At 44.4% G+C, this 22480-nt stretch carries 19 protein-coding genes; 7 read left to right on the top strand and 12 right to left on the bottom strand.

Translation table 11 applies throughout. The features are described from left to right. Positions 1–104 precede the first annotated feature (104 nt). Positions 105–935: a class I SAM-dependent methyltransferase gene (locus RM368_RS16240; RefSeq protein ID WP_322695005.1), complete on the top strand. Its 831-nt coding sequence runs from the start codon at positions 105–107 to the stop codon at positions 933–935. Positions 936–1345: 410 nt separating this feature from the next. Here the strand turns inward: RM368_RS16240 and RM368_RS16235 are convergent, their stop codons facing one another. Next, on the bottom strand, positions 1346–2251 hold the full coding sequence (locus RM368_RS16235; protein WP_322695004.1) for a cation diffusion facilitator family transporter: 906 nt from the start codon (positions 2249–2251) through the stop codon (positions 1346–1348). Positions 2252–2725: 474 nt separating this feature from the next. Then, positions 2726–3259 carry a TetR/AcrR family transcriptional regulator gene (locus RM368_RS16230; protein WP_322695048.1) on the bottom strand — a complete coding sequence of 178 codons (534 nt, stop codon included), beginning with the start codon at positions 3257–3259 and terminating at the stop codon, positions 2726–2728. A gap of 165 nt (positions 3260–3424) precedes the next feature. Between RM368_RS16230 and RM368_RS16225 the strand changes: the two genes are divergently transcribed. After that, a complete protein-coding gene (locus tag RM368_RS16225; protein ID WP_322695003.1) occupies positions 3425–4171 on the top strand; it encodes a 3-oxoacyl-ACP reductase family protein in 747 nt (248 codons plus the stop codon). Positions 4172–4513: 342 nt separating this feature from the next. Continuing rightward, entirely contained in the window at positions 4514–4867 is a 354-nt protein-coding gene (locus RM368_RS16220; protein ID WP_289797408.1) for a hypothetical protein, read from the top strand. Positions 4868–5465: 598 nt separating this feature from the next. Here the strand turns inward: RM368_RS16220 and RM368_RS16215 are convergent. The 3 genes from RM368_RS16215 to RM368_RS16205 all read right to left on the bottom strand — a co-directional run bounded on the left by RM368_RS16215 (position 5466) and on the right by RM368_RS16205 (position 7530). Continuing rightward, the gene (locus RM368_RS16215; RefSeq protein ID WP_094347157.1) at positions 5466–5702 is read right to left on the bottom strand and encodes a DUF4327 family protein; all 237 of its coding nucleotides are present in this window, start codon (positions 5700–5702) and stop codon (positions 5466–5468) included. A 1089-nt stretch (positions 5703–6791) separates the two neighbouring features. Continuing rightward, positions 6792–7211 (bottom strand): 30S ribosome-binding factor RbfA, encoded by a 420-nt coding sequence (rbfA, locus tag RM368_RS16210; RefSeq protein WP_322695002.1) that lies wholly within the window; start codon positions 7209–7211, stop codon positions 6792–6794. Positions 7212–7323: 112 nt separating this feature from the next. Beyond that, on the bottom strand, positions 7324–7530 hold the full coding sequence (locus RM368_RS16205; RefSeq protein WP_322695001.1) for a DUF751 family protein: 207 nt from the start codon (positions 7528–7530) through the stop codon (positions 7324–7326). 165 nt (positions 7531–7695) lie between these two features. Here RM368_RS16205 and RM368_RS16200 point away from each other — a divergent pair, with 165 nt between their 5' ends. Then, positions 7696–8553, top strand: coding sequence for a DNA adenine methylase (locus RM368_RS16200; protein WP_322695000.1), 858 nt, complete (start codon positions 7696–7698; stop codon positions 8551–8553). Here RM368_RS16200 and RM368_RS16195 read toward each other — a convergent pair. The 3 genes from RM368_RS16195 to RM368_RS16185 form a co-directional block, all read right to left on the bottom strand. Further along, a complete protein-coding gene (locus RM368_RS16195) occupies positions 8525–9001 on the bottom strand; it encodes a PD-(D/E)XK nuclease superfamily protein (RefSeq protein WP_322682323.1) in 477 nt (158 codons plus the stop codon). The two genes, RM368_RS16200 and RM368_RS16195, sit on opposite strands and share 29 nt — an antisense overlap. A gap of 410 nt (positions 9002–9411) precedes the next feature. Further along, positions 9412–10632, bottom strand: a complete 1221-nt coding sequence (locus RM368_RS16190) for a HetZ-related protein (protein WP_322694999.1) — start codon at positions 10630–10632, stop codon at positions 9412–9414. Between the two features lie 405 nt (positions 10633–11037). Further along, positions 11038–11697 (bottom strand): L-threonylcarbamoyladenylate synthase, encoded by a 660-nt coding sequence (locus RM368_RS16185; protein ID WP_322694998.1) that lies wholly within the window; start codon positions 11695–11697, stop codon positions 11038–11040. Positions 11698–11847: 150 nt separating this feature from the next. On the opposite strand from RM368_RS16185, the gene larC reads away from it, so the two are divergent. Next, complete coding sequence (gene larC / locus RM368_RS16180; RefSeq protein ID WP_322694997.1) at positions 11848–13134, top strand: nickel pincer cofactor biosynthesis protein LarC; 1287 nt, start codon at positions 11848–11850, stop codon at positions 13132–13134. Positions 13135–13180: 46 nt separating this feature from the next. Here the strand turns inward: larC and RM368_RS16175 are convergent, their stop codons facing one another. The 4 genes from RM368_RS16175 to RM368_RS16160 all read right to left on the bottom strand — a co-directional run bounded on the left by RM368_RS16175 (position 13181) and on the right by RM368_RS16160 (position 20460). Beyond that, positions 13181–14734, bottom strand: coding sequence for an NAD(P)H-hydrate dehydratase (locus RM368_RS16175; protein WP_322694996.1), 1554 nt, complete (start codon positions 14732–14734; stop codon positions 13181–13183). A gap of 77 nt (positions 14735–14811) precedes the next feature. Then, entirely contained in the window at positions 14812–16218 is a 1407-nt protein-coding gene (locus RM368_RS16170) for a family 2B encapsulin nanocompartment shell protein (protein WP_322694995.1), read from the bottom strand. Positions 16219–16503: 285 nt separating this feature from the next. After that, a complete protein-coding gene (locus RM368_RS16165) occupies positions 16504–17913 on the bottom strand; it encodes a family 2B encapsulin nanocompartment shell protein (protein ID WP_322694994.1) in 1410 nt (469 codons plus the stop codon). Positions 17914–18108: 195 nt separating this feature from the next. Then, positions 18109–20460 carry a family 2 encapsulin nanocompartment cargo protein terpene cyclase gene (locus RM368_RS16160; RefSeq protein ID WP_322694993.1) on the bottom strand — a complete coding sequence of 784 codons (2352 nt, stop codon included), beginning with the start codon at positions 20458–20460 and terminating at the stop codon, positions 18109–18111. A gap of 136 nt (positions 20461–20596) precedes the next feature. Between RM368_RS16160 and RM368_RS16155 the strand changes: the two genes are divergently transcribed. After that, a complete protein-coding gene (locus RM368_RS16155; RefSeq protein ID WP_322694992.1) occupies positions 20597–20728 on the top strand; it encodes a hypothetical protein in 132 nt (43 codons plus the stop codon). 563 nt (positions 20729–21291) lie between these two features. Continuing rightward, positions 21292–22467, top strand: coding sequence for a homospermidine biosynthesis protein (locus RM368_RS16150; protein ID WP_322694991.1), 1176 nt, complete (start codon positions 21292–21294; stop codon positions 22465–22467). The last annotated feature ends 13 nt before the right edge of the window (positions 22468–22480 follow it).

The following is a 22480-nucleotide window of genomic DNA, read 5'->3' as shown; positions in this document are numbered from 1 at the left end:
TAATTTACGCACTTACGGGAGAAGGTTCCAGTATTAATTGCTATTGTTACTGATGTGATGTATAAACTAAATATAACCTGTATTGTCATTTGACACTTAAACTCATGAGTCAAGAAACTTTTACAGACCCCTCTGCAAACTACAAATTTACTGAAGACAATTTTGCTGTACCAGATGAAGACTTTTCCCTAAAATACTTTGAGGCACAAGTCACAAAATCCGAAATGTACTGGAGCCGCTTTGGCGGTCGTCCAGACTTATCCGGTAAAGTTGTCCTTGAGATCGGCTGTGGACATGGTGCGCTGTGCATTGATGCAGCCATTTCTGGAGCAGAGCGGGTAATAGGTCTTGACCTCATAAGTAGCCGTATCGAATTTGCGCGCAATATCGTAGCGGAACGCTACCCAGATATTGCCAACAGAGTAGAGTTTCATCACTTGGATATTGACAACTTGACGACGCTTGACGGCCAGGTTGATATCGTAATTTCCAAAGACACTTTTGAACACATCATGGGCATAGAGCGAGTTCTTCTTTCAATAAAACGAGTTCTACGGCCAGGGGGCTTACTGATAACTGGTTTTAGCCCACTTTACTACAGTCCTTTTGGCGATCATGGACTTCACGCAATTGGAAAGCGCATCAAGATACCATGGGCGCATCTCATTATTGGCGATGCGCGTGTTGTTGAAGCTTATAATAAATACCATCCCGGAATCGAGTGCCATTCGATCTATGACCTTGGACTCAATAAACTCAAGCGCCGCGACTTCTTGAAAGCCTTTAATAAAGCCGGATTTGTGATTGTTAGCGAGACTACAAATGCTTTAGAAGGAGCTTCCAAATTTATGCCATTGTTTCGCTTTCTGAGTAAAGTTCCTGGACTCGAAGACTATACAACAGTCAATATGTACGTTATAGCCCGTAAGACTTAGTAACTCATCTCTGTGGTGTACGCACAAGTCCTAAAATCCTTGTTTGCTAAGATCAAGCCTTAGCACGCAAGATTTGGAGTTAATTATCAATAAACTAAGATTATTGATAATTAACTTAACGGAAAATAAAGTATTTTAAAAATAATTTTCCGTTCTTTACCCTCTATTTGATTCCCAACTCGACTTGTGTGTACACCGTAAATAATATCAATTCAATTAATGATTGCAACACATCCTTGGGTAAAAACACAGGTAAATCGCGTCTTTACAAATGGTCTATTTGTCGCATTCTTTTTTCAAATTGTATAACTTATCTAAGGATATTAAAATAATTAATTCGTTATTCATGATACTCCATCTATATAAGGTTTGCGAGCATTAGAACAAGCCGTGATTTTTAATTTTTTAAGCTACTTCAATCCAGTTTCAAAACTAATTTGCTCAGATTTATATGCTGGTGGCTCGACGTGAATTAAAATTCTCACTGGACGAAATCGTTCTTCTAATCGGCTTTCTACTTCTTCGGTGATGTGGTGGGCAGTTTCTACGTCTGATGCATCCACTATTAAATGCATTTCAATGAATACTTGACGACCAAGAAGGCCGCGAGAAGCGATCGCGTGACAGTTAATTACACCTGGAACAGAAGTTGCGATCGCGTGTATTGCTTCTGGTGCGATCGCCATTCGATCCACAAGCCAAGGCAAATTCTCTTTTAAAACTGACCAGCCACTCCAAAATACCAACAAGGCGACAGGAAAAGCTAACACCAAATCCACCCATTGATAACCTAGCCAAACTCCTATCAAGCCACCAATTACAGAAATTGTCACCCAAACATCGCTCATGGTATGTGTCGCATCAGCGATGAGAATTGAGCTACCTACCCGCTTACCCACAGCACGTTCATAAAACGCCACAAAAATATTCACACCCAGCACAATTAGTAATAACCACAATTCCGGGGGCGATATTTTTATCGGTTCACCACCACCTTTGAGAATTCGTTCGATTGCTCCTTGCAGAATTTCAAAACAGGCTATTCCTAAAAATGAGGCAATTCCTAGAGCGCCTACTGCTTCAAATTTGCTGTGTCCGTAAGGATGCTCGCGATCGGGTTGTGGAGAAGAAAATTTACTCGCAACTAATCCTAAAACGTTGTTGGCGCTATCTGTCACACTATGCAAGGCATCAGCTAGTAAACTCAAAGAACCTGTCCAGTAGCTCACAAGTGCTTTCAATCCCATTACAAACAGGTTGAGTAATAGAGTAATAATTAAAACCTTTCTTACTTCAGCGCGGTTATCGTAAGTCATAGATAATTTATCACATCAAGTTCTATGACCTCTAATGTAGACCTCAAAATAGAAATAAACACAAATAAAGTGTATCAAAGTCTTACACAGTAAGAGTTAAGTCTCTCTATAGTCTCTATATTTTAGATTGTTTTATTGAGATTCTTTTTAACTAACGGCAGCTACAAGCTGGATAGCCATTGTTAATGGCTTTAGAAATAACCGCGTATTTTTAGCATTAATTTCAGGAATATTTTAATTAACTTTGTTATTAATACATCAACTGAGATCGTATTGAGTTGTATTCAAAGATATTATGACAACCATCAGTGGTCTGTATTTCCTCTAAATAACCGATCGGCTTAATGAGTGTTATTTAATATCTGATAAAGATAAGGAAGCTCATAGTTTTTTCAAAAAATGGTCAAAATTTGAGGAGCGAAATCTGACAGTTTCCACGTCAGATGTCTATGTGATACCAAATAGGCACTATCTTTACTGCGGCCACGCTTGCAACGCTGTCTCCACAACCCGTAGGAGTTCCGTTCGGGTAGCTCCGGTTGCCGCCAGAACTGATATTCCACAATTGACTGTCACGACAAAACGGGCGAGAGCCGCTGGATCGGAATCAGCCGACAAGTCACCCTCCAAAATCGCCTGCTCGAAACGCTTACGCACAGAAGCTTCACTCGATTCTCGGCGTGCAGACAATTCTTGCCGCATCGGGTCAGCTGGATCTCCGCATGAAAGCGTGCCATGAACCCAGAGACATCCGGGTGGATTGTGTGGATCGGTTCCTAAGTCAACGACCCCGTGCATCATCTTCTCGGCGACCTGGCGCGCAGTTGGCTCTTTGAGAGCCTCACGAAGATAAGCTGATGGCCCGTCAGCATAACGAGCCAGCACTTTGCGAAATAGAGATTCTTTGTTCCCAAAGGCGGCGTAAAGGCTAGGACGATTAATGCCCATAGCCTCGGTCAGATCCGAGAGGGATGTGCCTAAATAGCCCTTGCGCCAGAACACATACATTGCACGAATGAGCGCTTCATCGGTATCGAACTCGCGGGGTCGGCCTATGGCCACAGTGGTTTTTTCCTGTTTCATACTCATCAGTATAATAATTTCTTGACAGGCTTACCCCTATGCTTTATATCTATACCAGACGATACAAAACTTTAATCACAAAAGAATTTTATGAGCAACAAAAAACTTACTGGGAAGGTGGCATTGGTAACAGGTGGCTCACGCGGTTTGGGGGCAGCGATCGCTAAACGTCTAGCACAAGATGGGGCAGCTGTTGCCCTCACCTACACTAGCTCGCCGCAAAAAGCCGATGAGGTGGTGCAAGCGATCAAAACAGCAGGTGGGCAAGTTTTGGCTATTCGCGCCGACAGTGCCAACGCTGAAGCGGTGAAAAATGCTGTCACCGAGACTGTAAAAGCTTTTGGTCGTCTCGATATCCTCGTGAACAATGCGGGTATCGCCACTTTGGCTACTATCGACGAGTTCTCACTGGATGATTTTGACCGAATCATCGCGGTTAATATTAAGGGCGTGTTTGTGGCAACTCAAGAGGCTGTCCGCCATATTGGCGAGGGCGGACGGATTATTATGATTGGCAGCGTCAACAGTGACATCATGCCATTTGCTGGTGGTTCCGTCTATGCTTTGACCAAGGGTGCGATCGCAAGTTTTACGCGCGGTCTGGCCCGCGATCTCGGCCCTCGTGGCATCACAGTAAATAATATCCAACCCGGCCCAGTGGATACCGACATGAACCCAGCGGAGGGTTCCTTTGCCGACACTATGAGAAGTATGACTGCCCTCCAGCGCTATGGTCGGAGTGAAGAAGTAGCCGACATGGTTTCCTATCTTGCCAGTGCAGAAGCCGGTTTCGTTACTGGTGCGAGTCTAAACATTGATGGTGGCTTCACAGCCTGATTCGGCGGTAACAAAACGACCAGGTAATACTGTGATTGCAAGCCAATGAAAGCCTGTTATGTAGTAAGCACTTCATCCTAACAAAGACGCTGCGCGAACGGGTTCGTTAGTCGCTCATGGGGGAAACCCCCTTGGCGCTAGCCTCTTTCAAAGGGAGAAGACCGCGCTAACTTACTACAAACTTATTTACCCAGGACAGAATACTTGTCTTGACAGACTAACGAATTACCCGCAACGGTACTAATGGTCTTTGAAGAAGACATCGGGAACTTTCAGAGTGGGATTCAGACCCCTTATTCCGGTAATATAAGTACTTATCAAGAAGTTTTAATAATAAAAAATATGTCTTCAATTCCTCTAACATTGAACTTGATTGAGGGTTCAGTCTCCTTCAGTTTTTCACCCCAAGCAGCACGAGAATTAAAGGCAGCAACGGATCAACTGATGGAACGCCTAAAAGCGATCGCCGCTAAACCCACTCCTGGCGGTGGTAGAGTCACTCCCCAGCCTCCCCTGGAATATCGTTATACGGGTGAAGTATTTTTAGAAGTTTTTTGTAATCCTAATATCTGGCCAACACCTTTCGCAGCCAAGGTTTTGCTGACTGTCCGCAATGTCAACATTCGCTTGACTACTGAGGCGGAACTTACTCGCATTATTGAAGACATTAATCAATATTTAGAGCAAGTAGGATAATAGTCAAGTGAAGCAGGCAGGAGAGAGAGCTATCTATGAAGGGTGGAGCTTGAATCTTCCCCCAAAAATGTAAAGATGATTTTTTTATGCTTTGCAAGATTTTTTCTGAAAAAATACTATAAAAATAAAAATTTTGGATTTTGCGAAAGTTGAGCTAGTTGCTTGCGGAGGTTCCCTGTATTGTCGCAACTGGTAACGGTTAGCCTTTACTTAGCAAACTTTTCAAGGCTGATTTTGGCTTTTAACAGCAAGCAGACAATCGCTTCCTTCAAGTAAGGGATGCAATAAATTGCGAGTCGAAAGCGAAGTTCCTACACTTCTATCGGATCGATGTAGGAACTTCGCAGAATCTATATACTAAACTCAAGCCGTGACACCAGATGTACAGAACAAATGGTTTTGATGCCTTCTTTAACTTGAAAAGTTGTATAAATTCAGACTCAACTGCTTCTGTATTAATCAAAAACGCAAGATTCTGTATAGGGCAATGCTCATTCAAAACTAGAGATTATCCGCCAAATTGAGTGTTGAATCTTTGATGGTGAGATTCACACATCAAAAACAAACCCCCAATCCCAAACCCGAAATCAAACATTGATTAGTCGTTGTCCCACTGTTCGCGACCAATTAGGTCGCCAATGCGATCGCGTAACAAAAAGTCACATTTCTCTAATTCACATTCAACGCAAACCCACTCTCTCGCTGGAATGTATTGGCAGAGGCTATATATTGGCTGTTGTCGGCTAACCATTCCCTTTTGCACCAGTCGGCGTGCTTCGTCTTGAATCACATCTAGAGAGTAGTAATTGATAGAAGGCACCGTATTCACACTCATGGTTTTTACTCACAAATTAACACTTACGATAGTGTTCCCGTTAAAAATTAGGAACAAACATTACAGAAATTAGACTTGTGGCTAAGATTTTGTAGTTTGCTATACGGAACTATTTTTATTTTGACGCTACATCTCCTGAAATTATCTCAAGAAATGTTAAGAAAGTCAACGAATCCTGACATTTGTCGAAAATCCGCTTTACAAAAAAAATTCCAAGTAGTTAACTTAACCTGCTTATGTAACTGTATGACTTTGATGCCACAAGTCTGAAAGTCTTGCCATTAGTGTATTTAGGCAAGATTTGGTGGGTGGGAAGAGTTTATATCGCCATCGCTTACATATCAAATAATCACCTTAAAAGCTGGATCTACAACTGCGGGTATTCATCTAAGGTAAGCAACACAATAATATTTGTCAGTTGTTAGGGTATAAATTGTTGCAAATTATAACTGAAAAAGTATACTACGAAGGCTTGAACCATAGCATCTGTTAACAATTTTTTAAGTAAGCCTGTAATTTCTTAGTTAATTTCAGCACTAACACCATCCAATTTTCTTTTGAAAAACATCTGTAAAAGGGTCGAGTAACAATACTTGTCGGTTAAAGGGAAAAGGGAAAGAAAAAACCTTTAACCCAACCCCAGTAACCTTTTCCCCAAACCAAATTCTGAGTTCAAAATGCACAAAGCGAGTAGTATTGGGTCGAGTAATACTCTAATTCATAATCAGGACACAGATAAACAAGAGTCATAATTTCAGAATTAGTGAATATTCCACCCATCAAGGAATGGAGTTTTAGCAAGGAAGAATAGACATCTTGCAAAAGTAGCTTTTGCTTTCCGGTTGGAGAAAGGTTAAAGGTTACTGAGTTTGGGAAAATTCCATACCTTTACCCTTTAACCCTTCCCTTTTTCCCCACAAATGCCAAGAAGTCTGATGTTTAAACCTTGTTTCGCCTACAACAAGAGAAGTGTCTTGCTGAATTAGGCTATGTTCACATTAAAACAGACGCGATCTAGTCACGTCTGTAAACTGTTTGGCGGATTTGCTGAGATTAATTGTTCTGAAGTTACATTGTTGTTTTAGTTACTTATTCGGAGAATTCTTCATCATTTTGAACAGCGCTGTCTTCTACTGCTTCCAGATTTTCTGGGGAGCGATCGTGGTTAAGTTGATTTAGTAGTGCTAATACTTTATTACCGCGTTCTATAGAGCGATCTTCGAGAAATATCACCTCTGGTGTACGACGTAGCCGTACCCGCGCTCCCAGTTCGCTACGGACGTAACCTGTGGCCGACTTTAAGCCTGCCATTGTTTCTACCTTAGCTTCATCTGTACCATAGATGCTGACGTAGATTTTGGCGTGTTGCAGGTCGCCGGAAACATCAACATCAGTCACACTGACCATTCCAGTACCCACACGGTCATCCTTAATTCCGTTAAGCAGCATTTGGCTAACTTCCCGTTTGATCAGTTCAGCAACGCGGGAAACCCGACGATTTGTAGCCATAAAAATTTCCCCTCATCACAGAGGTTGTACGACAAAATATAAATGCAAGTTGGGTTGACAGTACTTAGCGAGAGCAACCGTCTATGGGGCACAGCCCCTATATAACCCTAGTCTAGATTGGACTCAAGCCCAGCATTGCCCGTAGGGTGAAAGTAAGAAAGACTAAACTGCTCACAAATAAACCCAAGATAGCGATCGAGGTGACAGGGCGTTTCAACAATGGCATTAATGGCGCAAAGGTGTTCAGAAACAAGCCTAAGACGATCGTAATTAAGTATCGGGGGTAGCGAAAAACGTTATCCCAAAATCCGTCAAACATCTGAATGTAAACTGCCTTGTTATATACTTACGTTTGTTTTGATATGCTTTATCTACTCAATTGTAATATATGCGGCTGGAAAATTAGCCAGTTAATCTAAAATTTGGCTTGTCGGTTATATTGGCTTTATTTAATCATGATTATTTTCAGTGAAATTGTAAATAAATGGTAATTCAAGTCTCAAAGGAAGCTAGCCCACGTCCATTTTTGAAGTGGGCGGGGGGTAAAAGTCGGTTGATACAGCAATATATTCCTTTTTTTCCCAAGAGTTATAAAAATTACTATGAGCCATTTTTAGGTGGGGGTGCTGTTTTTTTCTATCTCCAACCCAGTGCAGCCATTTTAACTGATATTAATGCCGAATTAATTAACACTTATTGTTGCGTTAGAGACGGTGTAGAAGAATTAATTTCTCTATTAAAAGAGCATAAAAGCCGACATAGTAAAGATTATTACTATAGTGTTAGAAATAACGCTGATGGTACTGATATAGAAAAAGCGGCTCGTCTAATTTATCTTAATAAAACTTGTTTTAATGGTCTTTATCGAGTCAATTCACAGGGGAAATTCAATGTACCTTTAGGCAGATATAACAATCCTAATATTTGTGCTGAGGTTTTACTCAAAGCAGCCTCCAAAGCGCTTTTCCATGCAGAAATTAAACAAGCAGATTTTACAGAAGTCTTAAATCATGCGACTAGCAGTGATGACTTTGTATTTTTCGATCCGCCCTACTATCCTATCAGTGATACTAGCTATTTCACTGCTTATAGTCAAAATTGTTTTAGTAAAAAAGACCAAGAACTTTTAAGAGATACTTGTGCAGAGTTAGCGAATCGTGGTGTCAAAGTTATGGTATGCAATTCTGATAGTGAATTTATTAAAAAAATCTATACTGATATTAATTTTGAGACCTATAAAATTAAAGCAGCACGTTCAATTAACTCGAAAATAAAAAATAGAGGCACGATTGACGAACTATTAATTACATCTTTTAAAGATTTTTATTTGCCCAAGCAATGAATCTATCTAAGCTATAAACTGCTAATAAATTATGGTTATCATTAACTCTTGCTTTCAGCCATTTGCTTGCCCCTTCTCGCATACCTTCACCGCCTAAAATTACAATAGTTGGTGCTGGGTAATAGTGCTGAATATTCATGTTCAAGTAAGGAAACTTTTCATCAACTGAACCGGGGCTTTCTTGCCATTTGCACTCAAAAATTAAACCAGATGGCATTGCAGATGAGCCGACAACATAAAAATCAACCTTCAGATAGGTATGATAAATTCCAGTTCCAATATAGACTTCTTTGCCATAACGTTTTGGCAATAAAGTAGCATTTAGTATAAATTCTTTTTGGACATAGTTCCCTACTTGGAAATAATTATGCCCATGCAAGATTGCTTCTACATTTGCTTCTAAAATATTCCCAGACTTATTTGCCCGTCCGCCTTGAGTCAGAGCCATCTTCAATCCCTCTGCCAAAAGTCCTGCTTATTATAGGATTTCACAGAAGTAGGAAAAAAGGTTCAGTTACTTAATATGAATTTTTGATTTTGATGTAAACAAGGTTGGATTAATGGGTGAAAAATCGGAAAATATTGGTATTTTTGTACTAAATAAATACAAATGTATTAATAATTTGGATGAGTAAGGAGTTAGTAATTTAGATAAATTCAGATAAGATTTATTTGTGTAAGATTGCGGCGAATTGAGGGGTGAAATTTAAACGCAGAGGGGCGCAGAGGGAAGCGCAGAGGCATGCAAAGAATTCGCTACGAATTAATGAAATTTTGTCCTTGGTGTATAAGCTAAATTCGCGCTCCTTGTCCCAGTCATAAGCTTTGATAATGGTTTTTAGTTATTTCACTTTGGCTTCAACCTGTTTGTGCTTCAGTATGACCGTTGCGGATAGACCATGCTATTTCTAAAAGTTGAGTCCAGCGCTTTTGTAGCTGTTTTGGGGTGCATTTGATGGCTTTGGCGATCGCAACGTCGTTTTCCCGTGCAGTTTTTAACTCTAATATTTGCTGTTGCTGTTCTGTGAGTTGATTCACAAAGATTTCCCACTGCTGGGAAGATAAACCCAACTTTTGCTCTAAACCCGCGCCTAACCATTGATGTACTAATTGCCAGTGGTGTTGTTTGGCAAACTTTTCTACGTGATATTTAAACCGTTGTTGGAGATAATCGCGCTGACGGCTAGTTAAACCGAGAATTTGGTCAATTTCTGGGGCTGAAAGGTCTTGAAGTTTCAAGCTGAGGTAGTTCATACAATCAGATTGACCTTGAGACTCGAGGTATTTCATCAATTCAGTGATGACGCGATCGCGTTCTGATTCTTCAGATGGATCGAAATTAGTTTGGGCGATCATTTGCGATCGCAGCTGTTGTACCGCCGAGTTACGCTGGTAAGATTCTGCTTCTTCACCCTTAGCAGACTCTACCGCCATTTCAATATCCACGGTGGTTTCTTGGGGCTGACGACGAGCAAAACCTTGGGCGCGCAAGATAATCAATTGCTGATTTGCACCACCAGGTAAATTGATCCGGCGTTTGGCATACTGTTCTGTAAAAGCCATATATTCAGCTAATTGCAGCTGAGTACGCGGCGTGTGATTCTCTGGTAGTTCGTTTTCTCTACGGAAAGCTTTGATTGCTTCGATATAAAATGCTTGTAAAAAATCTTCAATTAGGCTGTAACGAGCATCAAAGCCCAACTCCGAACCAGATACAGTTACATGACGGTAAACCATAGCACCCAAATTGCTATGTAATTCCACTCGCCCTTGTTTGGAACCTAGTTGGTAGTAACGTAAGCATTTTTGCATCCGATGCCTTCCCAACGTCATCTGCCAGGACTTGATTTCCCCAGATGTTTGAATGCGGGAGCTTTTGTCACAAATGCGTTCTACTTCTACGGCTATGCGCTTTGCTAAAGCTTCTACACACTTGGGTGTTGCTTTCACTTGCGCTTGCATTTCCTCAGACAGCAATTGAATCAAGCGATCGCTGCTGCTATTTGAAAATTCTTCAGTCGAAACGTGGTTCTCAAAAATGGGTGTAGAGTTTGGTAGATTGACGACGTTAGCTTTCATGACTTTTCCAGTAGTATTGCACCGTAATTACAACGCAGACACAGCAATCAAGACCGTCCAAGGCTTGTGAATCTTTAGGCATTTATCCATCAAGACTTGTCGTATATAATGCTCACATCTAAAGCTCATATATCAAAACTATAGGAAATACGAAAGAGTTACAGTTATGGCAATGTGTCGCTTTTCTTCACAAGCCACCATCTCAACGCTGGCACACGAGTACCCGCCATTTTCTGAAAGTTGTCAAATACCTTACTGTGCCAAGTTTTGCCACCATCCTCTTATATCCACGGTCTCACATAACAGCCGAGCGTAGACATCACTTTTAAATATGACAATTTTAAAACTGGAGTTATTTTTATCACAATTTCCGAAACCGAGAGGTGCGCCTGTGAAGTGGAATTCTTATACCCATGCTGCTGCTGTTTCCCAACCTAAACCCCTCCGTATAATTGCTGCTTCGTCTCCGGTCATATCTAGGATGGTAGATACTTCAAATGTAGGTTCCTCGCCAGTGTCTACAATTATGTCTACCAACTTGTCCAAACGATCGAATAGCTCTACCCGCGACTGAATCGTTTCAGGATCTATCCGAATCATGCCATTATCTGCTTCATCTGGTGGCAGATGTGCTGAAGTTGAAATAATCGGATTGCCCAAGGCTGCCAGCAACTCCAAACACACAGTATGGTTTGGTACTCTAATTCCAGTAGTTTTCCGCTTGGGGCTTTGTACCAATCGCGGTACTAACTTCGTAGCTGGCAGCAAAAACGTGTATGGCCCTGGAATCAGGCGTTTCATAATCCGATAGGCTGTGTCACTTACGAAGGCATAAGTTGCCACATTTGAAAGCGAGGGACATAAAAATGTCAATGGTTTATCGTTTGCTAGCTGTTTAATTTGCCGCACTCGTTCTACCGCCGACTTGGCATTCAAATCACAACCGATCGCATAGACTGTATCAGTAGGGTAAAGCATGACTGCGCCACTAGAGAGCGCCGACTTTATTTCCTCTATTCGGCGAATTTGAGGATTGTCCGGATGAACTGGGAAAATTTTTGCCATAACTCGGTGAGTGGGATTGGGGAGGGAAAGGGGGAGCAGGGGGACAGGGGGGCAGGGGGGCAGGGGAGGCAGGGGAAGCAATAATTAATAACCAATGCCCAATGCCCAATGACTAATGACTAATGACTAATGACTAATGACAAATTTATTATGAATAAAATCGCTTATCTTCAATGTCCGACAGGAATTTCTGGTGATATGTGCCTGGGTGCTTTGGTCAGTTTGGGTGTTCCTGTGGAGTATTTAATTGAAAAACTTAATGGGTTGGGTATTGAACAGGAATATCAGTTAAGGGCGGAACTTGTCCAACGGAATGGTCAACAGGCAACTAAAGTCCATGTGGATTTAGTACGCGATCGCCATCACCACCATCACCACGATGGCGAACACAGTCACCATCACACACGCCACTTGCCAGAAATAGAGCAAATGATTCTCAAGGCAGGGTTGCCATCAAGGGCAGAAGCTTGGAGTTTGGCGGTATTCCGGCAGCTAGCGGTGGCAGAAGGGGCGGTGCATGGCATTGCACCTGAAAAAGTTCATTTTCATGAAGTTGGTGCTATAGATGCGATCGTAGATATTGTGGGTACTTGCCTGGGGTTGGATTGGTTGGGGATTGCGAGCAACGATCGAGGATTGCCCCTACTTTACTGCTCGGCGTTTCCGACTGGTGGCGGCACTGTTCGGGCTGCACATGGTCAGATGGCAGTACCAGTGCCAGCGGTGTTAAAGCTGTGGGAAATGCGGGGTTGTCCAGTTTATAGCAATGGCATTGACAGAGAATTAGTAACGCCAACAGGAGCCGCGATCGCCACTACTTTGGCAAGAGATTTTGGTTCACCACCTGCGATCGCTATCAAGCAGATAGGACTGGGAGCAGGAACCATCAATTTACCCATTCCCAATATTTTACGCCTCTGGTTGGGTGAAAGCGCAAGTTTACAGTCAAATTTCAGTGATTCTGAAGCTACTAGCTCAAATTTGGAAACCATCTCGGTACTAGAAACCCAAATTGATGATTTAAGTCCACAAGCTATTGGCTATGCGTTTGAGGCGTTGTTTGCTGCTGGTGCGCTGGATGTTTTTACCCAAGCGATCGGTATGAAAAAGTCCCGTTCGGGGATTTTGCTAACTGTGATTTGTCATCCAGAAAATTTACTCAGTTGTGAGGCCGTTATCTTCCGCGAAACTACAACTTTAGGCATTCGGCGAACAACTCAGCAACGCGCCATTTTACAACGGGAAATTCAACAAGTGGAAACGGAATATGGCAAAGTGCGTGTAAAAGTAGCATGGAAAGGGCGATCGCCAGAAAAAGTTCTTGCAAATGTGCAGCCCGAATATGAAGATTGTGCAGACTTAGCCCGAAAACATAATATTCCCTGGCACGAAATTCAACGGTTGGCGCTACAACGTTGGTATTTAGTCAATCCCTGATCCCAATTCCTCGTTCCCAGTCGGAGACTGGGAACGAGGAATTTGACTAAGTTACAGCTTTCATCAAATATTGTGTCAATGTAAACGCATCTACACCCAATTCAGTACGTTCTTGGGCTGCTAATATACCTGCTTGGGAATGCCACCATGCAGCAGTTGCGACAATATCTTCTACAAGAATCTGTTTAGTTGCGGCTTGCGCTAACAATCCACCCAGTAGCCCAGTTAACACGTCGCCGCTACCGCCACGGGCTAAGGCGGGTGTGCTTTCAGGAACAATCCAAACAGCACCTTGAGGGTTGGCGATCGCAGTTCTTGCCCCTTTCAACAGTACTACTGCCTCACTTTGGGCGGCTGCTTTTTGTACGGCTTTCACTCTGTCATCTTTGGCATCGGGGACATCAGGAAACAATCGCTCAAATTCGCCAGTGTGGGGTGTGAGTACGGTTACTGCTTGGCGTTTTTTTAGTGTGGCGATCGCTCCCATTTGTGCCAAGATATTTAAACCATCGGCATCGAGAAGCAAAGGGCGATCGCTTTCTATGACTTGTTGCACAATGGGCGTAGCATCTCGTGTTAAACCGGGGCCACAAGTGATCGCATTGAAGGAACTTAAATCAGTTTTTTCTGGTAATTTTAATTGAGCTATGGCTCCACTTTCCGTCTCTGGACAACCGACAATTAGCGCTTCTGGTAAGTGTGACACCAAAAGAGATTTCAGAGATTCGGGTACGGCAATCGAAAGCATCCCGACACCACTAGCCCTAGCACCCAAACCAGTTAAAATCGCCCCACCTGCATAGCGTCGCGAACCGCAAATCAGCAGTAAATGTCCTTCCTTATACTTGTGAGTAACTGCTGGACGGGGTAAAGGTAAAGTAGCAAGTGCCTTGGCTCGTGTAATCCGTTTAATTTTAGGTGCATCTTTGAGAACAGCTTCCACATCAGCTAAAGGAATATCAAAATCGATTAATTCAGCTTTACCGAGATATTCCAACGCTCGATCTTGGAAGAAAGCGAGTTTCCATAAACCTAAGCAAAATGTGTGAGTGGCGCGAATGGCAGTTCCTAATACAACGCCAGTGTCGGTGTGCAAACCTGAAGGTAAATCGATACTATAAATCGGTATAGATAATTCATTTAACTGATTAATTGCAGAAGCAATGGGATCGGTCAGGTTTCTTTCTAAACCAAATCCAAACAAGCCATCAATCAACAAATCAGAATCTGGTAGTTGTTCAATTGTTTGATAAATTGGAATGCCCAAACTCTGGGCATATTGCAAGTGCTGCGAAGTTAATTCTTTAAGCTTAGAAAAAGGAGAATAAATCCAAACCTCATACCCGCGAAAGTATAATTCACGGGCTACGACTAAAGCATCACCACCATTATGACCGGGGCCGACAAGAATTCCCACACGAGATACCCTTAACAAAGGGGTGTTTGCAGGAATCTCTGGAATGCGACGAGCAATTAGTCCCGCCACCTTTTCCATCAAAGCAACTACAGGCATTCCCACTGCAAAGATCCGCTTTTCAATATCGCGCATCTGCCCAGCAGTCACTACCACTTGCGAAATTTGTTCTTGCCTATCTTGCATCAGTCCTGAGTGGTGAGTTATGAGTTTCAGGGTAACTGAAAGTTTAGCAAAATTGACTCATATTCCACTCAAAAAAGTTACAAACCGATTTCCACATCTTCAAGGATGCCAAGTGCGTCGGGGATGAGGACAGCTGCGGAGTAGTAGGCGGTGACGAGGTAGGAGATAATGGCTTTTTCGCTGATGCCCATAAATCGGACGGATAAACTGGGTTGGTATTCGTCGGGGATACCAGTTTGATGTAAGCCAATCACGCCCTGGTCTTTCTCACCAGTGCGGAGTATAAGGATAGAACTGGTCTGGTTCTTGGTAATCGGGATTTTGTTACAGGGCAGAATCGGTACATTGCGCCACGTGATTATTTTGCTCCCGTCCATATCGATGGTGTCTGGATAGATGCCTCGACGATTGCACTGGCGACCGAAGGCTGCAATAGTGCGGGGATGAGCTAGGAAGAACCTCGACTTCCGCCGCCGGGTGACTAATTCATCAAGGTCATCGGGAGTGGGGGGGCCACTGCGGCTGTAGATGCGCTGTTTGAGGTCGGCGTTGTGCAACAATCCAAATTCGCGGTTGTTGATCAACTCGTATTCTTGACGTTCCCGCAATGCCTCAATCGTCAGCCGCAATTGTTCTTCCGTCTGGTTGTATGGTTGATTGTACAGATCCGCAACGCGAGTATTCACTCGCAACACAGTCTGAGCAATGCTCAACTGATATTCGCGGGGTGAAAGTTCGTAGTCAACAAAAGTTCCCGGTAACGTCGTCTCTTGACTATGACTAGTTGACAATGCGATCGCAGCTTCTCCGTATTTGTTTTGTGGAAGTTCGGCGCGAGTCCTAAATTGCTCAAGTTGAGCCTGCAACGCCTGCGACTGGTTGAGCAGTTCCTGAAATGCCTGTTGTGGTAGCGCCAATACCGTGCATTGGGTTACAGCTTTGACCGTGAACTTCCAATTGCTTTCTGACTCCACCAACACGCGATCGCCAAAATAATCACCGTCAGCTAGCGTATCCAACAAAGGCTGCTCGTCATACTTGCCAATACCAATCTTGTTTACCTTGCCATGTGCGATCAAGAAAAGCTGATTGGCTGGCTGACCTGACTGGACTATGATATCGCCAGGTGCAAACTCCTGCTGAACAAACCGACTTGCCAACGCCCTCAGCACCTCGATATCGTCAAATCCTCGCAGCAAGGGCAACTCACCAAGTTCCTGGGGAATCACCTGCACCTCGGCTCCGGTGTTAGAGAAACTTAACCGTCCATCACCCACCGTATAGGTCAACCGACGGTTCAGCCGATAAGTTCCACCCTTCGTCTGCACCCACGGCAACATCTTCAACAACCACCGCGAGGTAATTTCCTGTGTCTGCGGTGCAGATTTGGTGGTTGTGGACAAATTACGCGCAGCATCTTTACTCAAACTTAGTTGAGGTTGTCCACTCTCAACATTTAAATTTGATTCAATAAAATCCGTCATCAACCGATCCTCTAGTTACTAATAAAAGTGCCATTCAGTACTGAGTCCTGAGTTCCATTAATAGCTAACAGCACTCAACACTCCTGATAGAATGGCACTAAGTTAAGATACAGCCCTTATCCTGACTGGTTCCCAGCTTCCAGGCTGGGAACTCATTCTGGGAGGCTCCGCCTCCATAGCTTGACAAGAGGTAGAACCTCTCGGAATACATTCCCAGTCCGGAGGCTGGGAACGAGGCTAAACAAGCTTTTGGGCTTTACAAGCGTGCCTATTCACTCCTGATATTTAGCGCCCGATCTCAACATCTTCGAGGATGCCAAGTGCGTCAGGAGTGAGGACGGCTGCGGAGTAATAAGCAGTCACGAGGTAGGAGATGATTGCCTTTTCACTGATGCCCATGAATCGAACAGACAAGCTGGGTTGGTATTCATCGGGGATACCAGTTTGATGTAAGCCGATTACCCCTTGTTTTTCTACACCAGTGCGGAGCAAAAGGATAGAACTGGTGCGGTTATTGGTGATGGGGATCTTGTTGGAAGGAAAGATCGGTACGCCGCGCCAAGATGTGACCTGAACGCCGTTCACATCTACGCTTTGTGGATAGAGGCCCCGGCGGTTGGCCTCGCGACCGAAAGCAGCGATCGTGCGGGGGTGAGCCAGGAAGAATCCCGGTTCCTTCCATACCGTCGCCAACAGTTCGTCAAGGTCATCGGGAGTAGGTGCGCCGCTACTGCTGTAGATACGCTGTTTGAGATCGGCGTTGTGCAGCAACCCGAATTCGCGGTTGTTGAGCAACTCGTGTTCTTGACGTTCCCGCAAAGCCTCAATAGTCAGACGCAGTTGTTCTTCTGTCTGGTTGTACGGTTCGTTGTACAGATCGGCTACCCGCGTACTGACTCGCAACACCGTTTGAGCAATGCTCAACTCATATTCTCTCGGTGTGAGTTCGTAATCGGCGAAGGTTCCCGGCAACTCAGCCTCTTGGGGATGATCGGCTGCCAGTTCAATGGCAGCTTCACCTTGGGGAGTCTGTGGCTGGTTTAGGCGGGTGCGGAACTGTTCAACATGGATTCCTAACGCCTCAGATTGAGCGATCGCCCTCTCAAACGCCGCTTGAGGTAGCGACAAAACGATGGTTCTGGTAATCGCCTTGAGGGTGTACTGCCAAGTATCCTCGGATTGCACCACAGTTTCATCACCGAAATGGTCGCCGTCAGCTAGCACATCGAACACGATCTGCTCGCCATACTTGCCAACACCAATCTTGTTTACCTTGCCACGAGCAATCAGAATCACGCGATCGGCAGGTTGGCCAAGTTCAACAATTACATCATCTGGGGCGTACTCCTGCTGCTCAAACTGGTTTGCCAACGCGGTCAATACGTCAAGATTGTTAAACCCCCGCAGCAAGGGCAACTCAGTTAGTTCCAGGGGAATCACCTGCACCGCAGCTCCAGTGTTGGTGAAAGTCACCCGTCCATCACCCACGGAATAACTCAACCGACGGTTGACTCGATAAGCGCCACCTTTTGTCTGCACCCACGGCAACAACTTCAACAACCACCGAGATGTAATTTCCTGAGTCTGTGGTGCAGATTTGGCCGTTGTCGCTAAATTACGCGCCGCTGCTGTACTTAAAGTTAACAAAGGCTGCTGATCTTCTACATTCAAATTGGGATCGTTAGAATACGTCACAACTTAATCCTCCACTTTTTAGTTACTAAAAAAATTGATCTCACGCGATCGCATACTGACACCAATTTGAAAAATGATTGCGACAGATGGAAAACTGAAACACTTATCCAATGGATGTTTCACAATCCAAAATCTAAAATCTAAAGTCCAAAATGGTATGACCTTGAATTAACTCACCGACAAGAAAACCTAACTTCATTGGCCGAGTAATGACTTGAGACTCCCCCGATCAATCGACGATCCAATACGCCTAGCTGAAGTACCCAGACCTCTGGGCCCGCTAAGTAGCCGCCCTGCTAACGTACTACGCAATTCAAATTCTTTATAGCGGTCTACCGTTATATGCCATTTGAGTACGCCGCACATCCACTGCTCTAGTTTCTTGACGTATCCGAGCAGTTTTTCGCGGGTACTTGCATCCAGGTTGAAATCATCGAAAAGAACTGGCAGTTCGGTGGCAACGATCAGTTGAAACTGGAGCGCCCTAGCAGTCATCAGATTATTGACAATTTCAACAGCCTGTGGTTTATCGCAATTGAGGAAATTTTGAACGACCAGCACACAGTTATGGATTTCGCCCTCGAATTCGATTTCTTTCTGATAGGAGAAGATATCGTTGGTAAAACAGGCGAAGTCGGCGGCGGAATTATCGAGCGATCGCATTGTTCGGGTGCGGTAAATTTCCTGCGGGATCTCGTTGCCCTGAGCTAGTCGGGACAGACTCATGGTCAGATCCGAGCCAAAGGTCTTACGGCGCATCTCAATATAATCTATCGGGTCGGGAATCCGATTTTGAATCTGGTTAGCGAGTTCCCACACCCAGCTGTCAGTCATATCCTGGATTGCACGGCGAAACTGAGTCCGCGCATTTGCGGACATGGGGCCAGCGGTGCGAGACCAAATATCTGCCAAGCCCGCTTCTACCGGATTGGTCGGAATCTCGGTTGGAGTAGAGTCATCCAGAGGCATAAACGCTGACAGTCGGGCATTGAACACTTTCGCACCAGCCATGTTGCGGTTATTCCCGTAGAGTGCCGGGAAGTAATCATCAGCATAGGTTCCCCAAACAAGCCAGCACGCGGTCAGATTCAGCTCGTGACCAGATCCATTCGGATGGATCAACGCACCGCATAAGGCTACATCGGCAACATCAAACTTGTGGTCATCCCAGATGACGGCATCAGGAATCCCAGGTAGTGATTCCAGCATCCCCATCTGACGTGCCCATTCTTTGGAATGCTTCCGCGCAGCATTCAGATGGGGATTCAAGCTTGTAGTGAAGGGCATGTAAAACTTCGGCAGTGTTACTGGCCCGACAGCCTGGTATGGAACGTGAGTAAAGCTCTTGAACCTTCCCAAACCCAAGGCGGCGTATAGCGATTCAATCCGCGCAGCCGATGTGCCTAGCCCTGTAGGGCCTCCCAGAAGTGTGGATGTCGAAGAATTGTTTCCTCCTTTATTCATGTAGCGGCTCGATCGCATGTGCCACTCGTGACCGCCCGATTGCCAGTCTTGGAGTCCTTTGATGTAAAGGAGAACATTCACGCGAGCCACTGGGTCTAGTCCGTACTCCTCAAACAGGGGGGGCAACTCAGTAACGGCAGTGTTATCAAACTGGTATAACCGCGAAGTTAAGAGTTCGTTGGTAAGGTTAGCCGCCTCCTGAGTACTGACATTTAAAAAGCGCTCCAAGACCAGTACGCAGTTGGCGTTTTCACCTTCATCCTCCACTTCTCTCTGGTAGGAAAATAAGTCGTTGCGAAGATGCACTGCATCGGCAAATGTGTCTTTGAGGATACGCATTGGCCGAGTCGAGGCGATTTGGGGCGGAATTTCTATAAACACGGCGTGTTCGACGAGATCCGCTGACCACGGAGCGCCACCAACTTTGCGGCGCATCTCAATGTATTCGATGGGGTTGGCGACCCGATCTTGGTTGATATTGGCGAGTTCCCACAGAGACTCTTCTAGGAGGTTCTTGGTACTCTCAAAGAATCGAAGTCGCCAGTCCACAGATTTAGTAAAAGCAGTGCGAGACCAGAGGTCAGCCAAGCCGCGCTCTACTGGGTTGGTGGGAACGGAAGGGGTATCAGTGGGATGCACTGGCATAAACGCTGGCAACCGGTCAAGATACTCCTTTGCCCCAGCCATGTCTTGGGTGCGCTTATAGATTTCTAGGAAGTGATCGTCGAAGAAGAACACCCAAACATACCAGTCGGTTACTAAGTCAAGCTCCGCTTCTGGTGCATCTGGATGGGTATACGAGCAAAGCAAGGCGTAGTCGTGAGCATCGAATGTGCGCTCGTCCCAGATAACCGAGCTTTCCGCTTCCTCTTCTGAGCCAAGTATCCCCATCTCGTAAGCCCACGCTTTGGAATGGACTCGTGCCGCTTCCAGGTTTGGGTTCAGCCGTGCGGGCCAAGGCGTGTAAAATTCTGGCAGTTCAAAGGGTTGCATGATCTGCGCTAAACCTCCTCTGGAGTCTTCTTCTATCTTTATTTCGTAGCGGATCTGAGCATTGTTGCAGTTGACAAATATGAATGGCACTAAAGCTATAAGCTTTGCCCTAACTGGTTAAGAGCCTGGAGGCTCTAAACCCATTGTCGGAGGCTCCGCCTCCAGTGGCTTGACCAGAGGCAGCAGCCCACAGAAATACATTCCTAGTCTGAAGACTGGGAACGAAGTGACACAAGCCTTTCGCCTTTTTGTTAGTGCCATTCTCACAAGTACGATCGCCACCCAGCTAGATCGCCACATTTGGTTTGCTCGTGGTGGTTCGTTTCAAAGCGAGAATATTAAGATGCTCATAATCTAAATAACGAGCTATGTACGTTTTCTTTGAAGTTTTTGGCAAATAAATTTTTAATACTAAATCTTGGTGCTCTCATAATTTTTCATAGTTGTAAATAAAAAGCAATCCGTAGATTCAAGCCGTCAAGCAAATAGTTAAATCAAAAATTGAAGAATTAGAAGACAGTTAAGACAGTTAAACAAATAGTTAAATCAAAAATTAAAGAATTAAAAGACAGTTAAGACAGTTAAGCAGATAGTTAAAAGATTTAAGATAGTTATTAAAGAAAAAATACTAATTGTTAATTCTTTGCAACTAATGTTTATTAAGGCATCACCATTCCAAAACCGAAAAAGCGATCGCACACACTGGATTACAACCCAATGTTAGTCAAACTATGGTGTGATTTCGCAGCAATGTGACTAATATGCCTGTAATCATCGGAAAATCCCAAAAGGGCTGAAAAAGTTTTCTTCTCCTACTCCTCACTTACTTTTTCAAGCTAGTGGTAAAAAAATATTGCTGCCACTTTGGCTGAAAGCTAGATACTATTAGATTCGGCGTGTTTACTGTTCGGGAGTGCCAAAATGTCTAAACAGCTGGGTCAAAAAATTGCACCCACACCGATATCAAATGATATCAGTGTAGTGGATTTGATCGATCGATACTTCACCGCTTACAACTCAGCGCGGTTGCGGGAAATCTGCCAACTACTGAGTCGCGATGTCCTAACGGAAGGTGTTACGGTGGGAGTTAGCCTTTCCGGTGCGATGACGCCAGCAGGATTTGGGGTTTCAGCACTTGCACCTTTAATTCGCAACGGCTTTATTGACTGGATGATTAGCACTGGTGCAAATCTTTACCACGATATGCATTATGGTTTGGGTTTTGAACTCTTTGCTGGTAATCCGTTTTTGGATGATGTGAAACTTCGTCAAGAAGGCACGATCCGCATTTATGACATTATTTTTGGTTACGATGTGCTGCTAGAAACTGATGCGTTCATCCGCAAGATTCTCCAAGGAGAAGCGTTTCAAAAGCGGATGGGAACGGCTGAATTTCACCATTTACTAGGTAAATATGTCCGAGAAGTAGAAAAGCAATTGGGTGTGCAGCATTCCTGCTTGCTAGCTACAGCTTATGAGTATGGTGTACCGATTTATACGTCTTCTCCAGGAGATAGTTCAATTGGGATGAACGTGGCGGCTTTAGCATTGGAAGGTTCGCAGTTGGTGATCGATCCATCAATTGACGTGAATGAGACAGCAGCGATCGCATATAATGCCCGTGAATCAGGAGGTAAAAGTGCGGCTGTAATTCTTGGTGGCGGTAGTCCTAAAAACTTTTTGCTACAAACTCAACCGCAACTTCACGAAGTTTTGGGGTTGGAAGAACGAGGACACGATTATTTTGTGCAGTTTACCGATGCACGTCCAGATACAGGCGGTTTATCTGGGGCGACCCCATCGGAAGCTGTCAGCTGGGGTAAAATTGACCCGGATGAGTTACCTAACACAATCGTTTGTTATACCGATAGCACGATCGCTCTACCACTGGTGAGTGCGTATGTGTTAAACAAATGCCAGCCTCGTCCCCTGAAGCGTATATACGACAGGCGAGAAGCCATTTTAGATAAACTGCAAAAAGATTATCTAGCAGCCAAAACCCAACCATCAGATCGAGTTCCAGCAGCAGTTGCTGAAAATGCTTCACAGCCAACAGCAACTTATCCCTGTGGACGGCTGATTCCGAATACTCACTAAGGGAAGAGGCAGG

The sequence above is a fragment of the Nostoc sp. DedSLP03 genome (assembly GCF_034530815.1).
In the GTDB taxonomy this organism is placed as follows: Bacteria; Cyanobacteriota; Cyanobacteriia; order Cyanobacteriales; family Nostocaceae; genus Nostoc.
This window is presented reverse-complemented; position numbering and strand designations above follow the sequence as displayed.

What these genes read in the sequence shown, in the direction of transcription:
- RM368_RS16240 (WP_322695005.1), top strand. Translation starts at nt 105, where the DNA reads ATGAGTCAAGAAACTTTTACAGACCCCTCTGCAAACTACAAATTTACT.
- RM368_RS16235 (WP_322695004.1), bottom strand. Translation starts at nt 2,251, where the DNA reads ATGACTTACGATAACCGCGCTGAAGTAAGAAAGGTTTTAATTATTACT.
- RM368_RS16230 (WP_322695048.1), bottom strand. Translation starts at nt 3,259, where the DNA reads ATGTATGTGTTCTGGCGCAAGGGCTATTTAGGCACATCCCTCTCGGAT.
- RM368_RS16225 (WP_322695003.1), top strand. Translation starts at nt 3,425, where the DNA reads ATGAGCAACAAAAAACTTACTGGGAAGGTGGCATTGGTAACAGGTGGC.
- RM368_RS16220 (WP_289797408.1), top strand. Translation starts at nt 4,514, where the DNA reads ATGTCTTCAATTCCTCTAACATTGAACTTGATTGAGGGTTCAGTCTCC.
- RM368_RS16215 (WP_094347157.1), bottom strand. Translation starts at nt 5,702, where the DNA reads ATGAGTGTGAATACGGTGCCTTCTATCAATTACTACTCTCTAGATGTG.
- rbfA (WP_322695002.1), bottom strand. Translation starts at nt 7,211, where the DNA reads ATGGCTACAAATCGTCGGGTTTCCCGCGTTGCTGAACTGATCAAACGG.
- RM368_RS16205 (WP_322695001.1), bottom strand. Translation starts at nt 7,530, where the DNA reads ATGTTTGACGGATTTTGGGATAACGTTTTTCGCTACCCCCGATACTTA.
- RM368_RS16200 (WP_322695000.1), top strand. Translation starts at nt 7,696, where the DNA reads ATGGTAATTCAAGTCTCAAAGGAAGCTAGCCCACGTCCATTTTTGAAG.
- RM368_RS16195 (WP_322682323.1), bottom strand. Translation starts at nt 9,001, where the DNA reads ATGGCTCTGACTCAAGGCGGACGGGCAAATAAGTCTGGGAATATTTTA.
- RM368_RS16190 (WP_322694999.1), bottom strand. Translation starts at nt 10,632, where the DNA reads ATGAAAGCTAACGTCGTCAATCTACCAAACTCTACACCCATTTTTGAG.
- RM368_RS16185 (WP_322694998.1), bottom strand. Translation starts at nt 11,697, where the DNA reads ATGGCAAAAATTTTCCCAGTTCATCCGGACAATCCTCAAATTCGCCGA.
- larC (WP_322694997.1), top strand. Translation starts at nt 11,848, where the DNA reads ATGAATAAAATCGCTTATCTTCAATGTCCGACAGGAATTTCTGGTGAT.
- RM368_RS16175 (WP_322694996.1), bottom strand. Translation starts at nt 14,734, where the DNA reads ATGCAAGATAGGCAAGAACAAATTTCGCAAGTGGTAGTGACTGCTGGG.
- RM368_RS16170 (WP_322694995.1), bottom strand. Translation starts at nt 16,218, where the DNA reads ATGACGGATTTTATTGAATCAAATTTAAATGTTGAGAGTGGACAACCT.
- RM368_RS16150 (WP_322694991.1), top strand. Translation starts at nt 21,292, where the DNA reads ATGTCTAAACAGCTGGGTCAAAAAATTGCACCCACACCGATATCAAAT.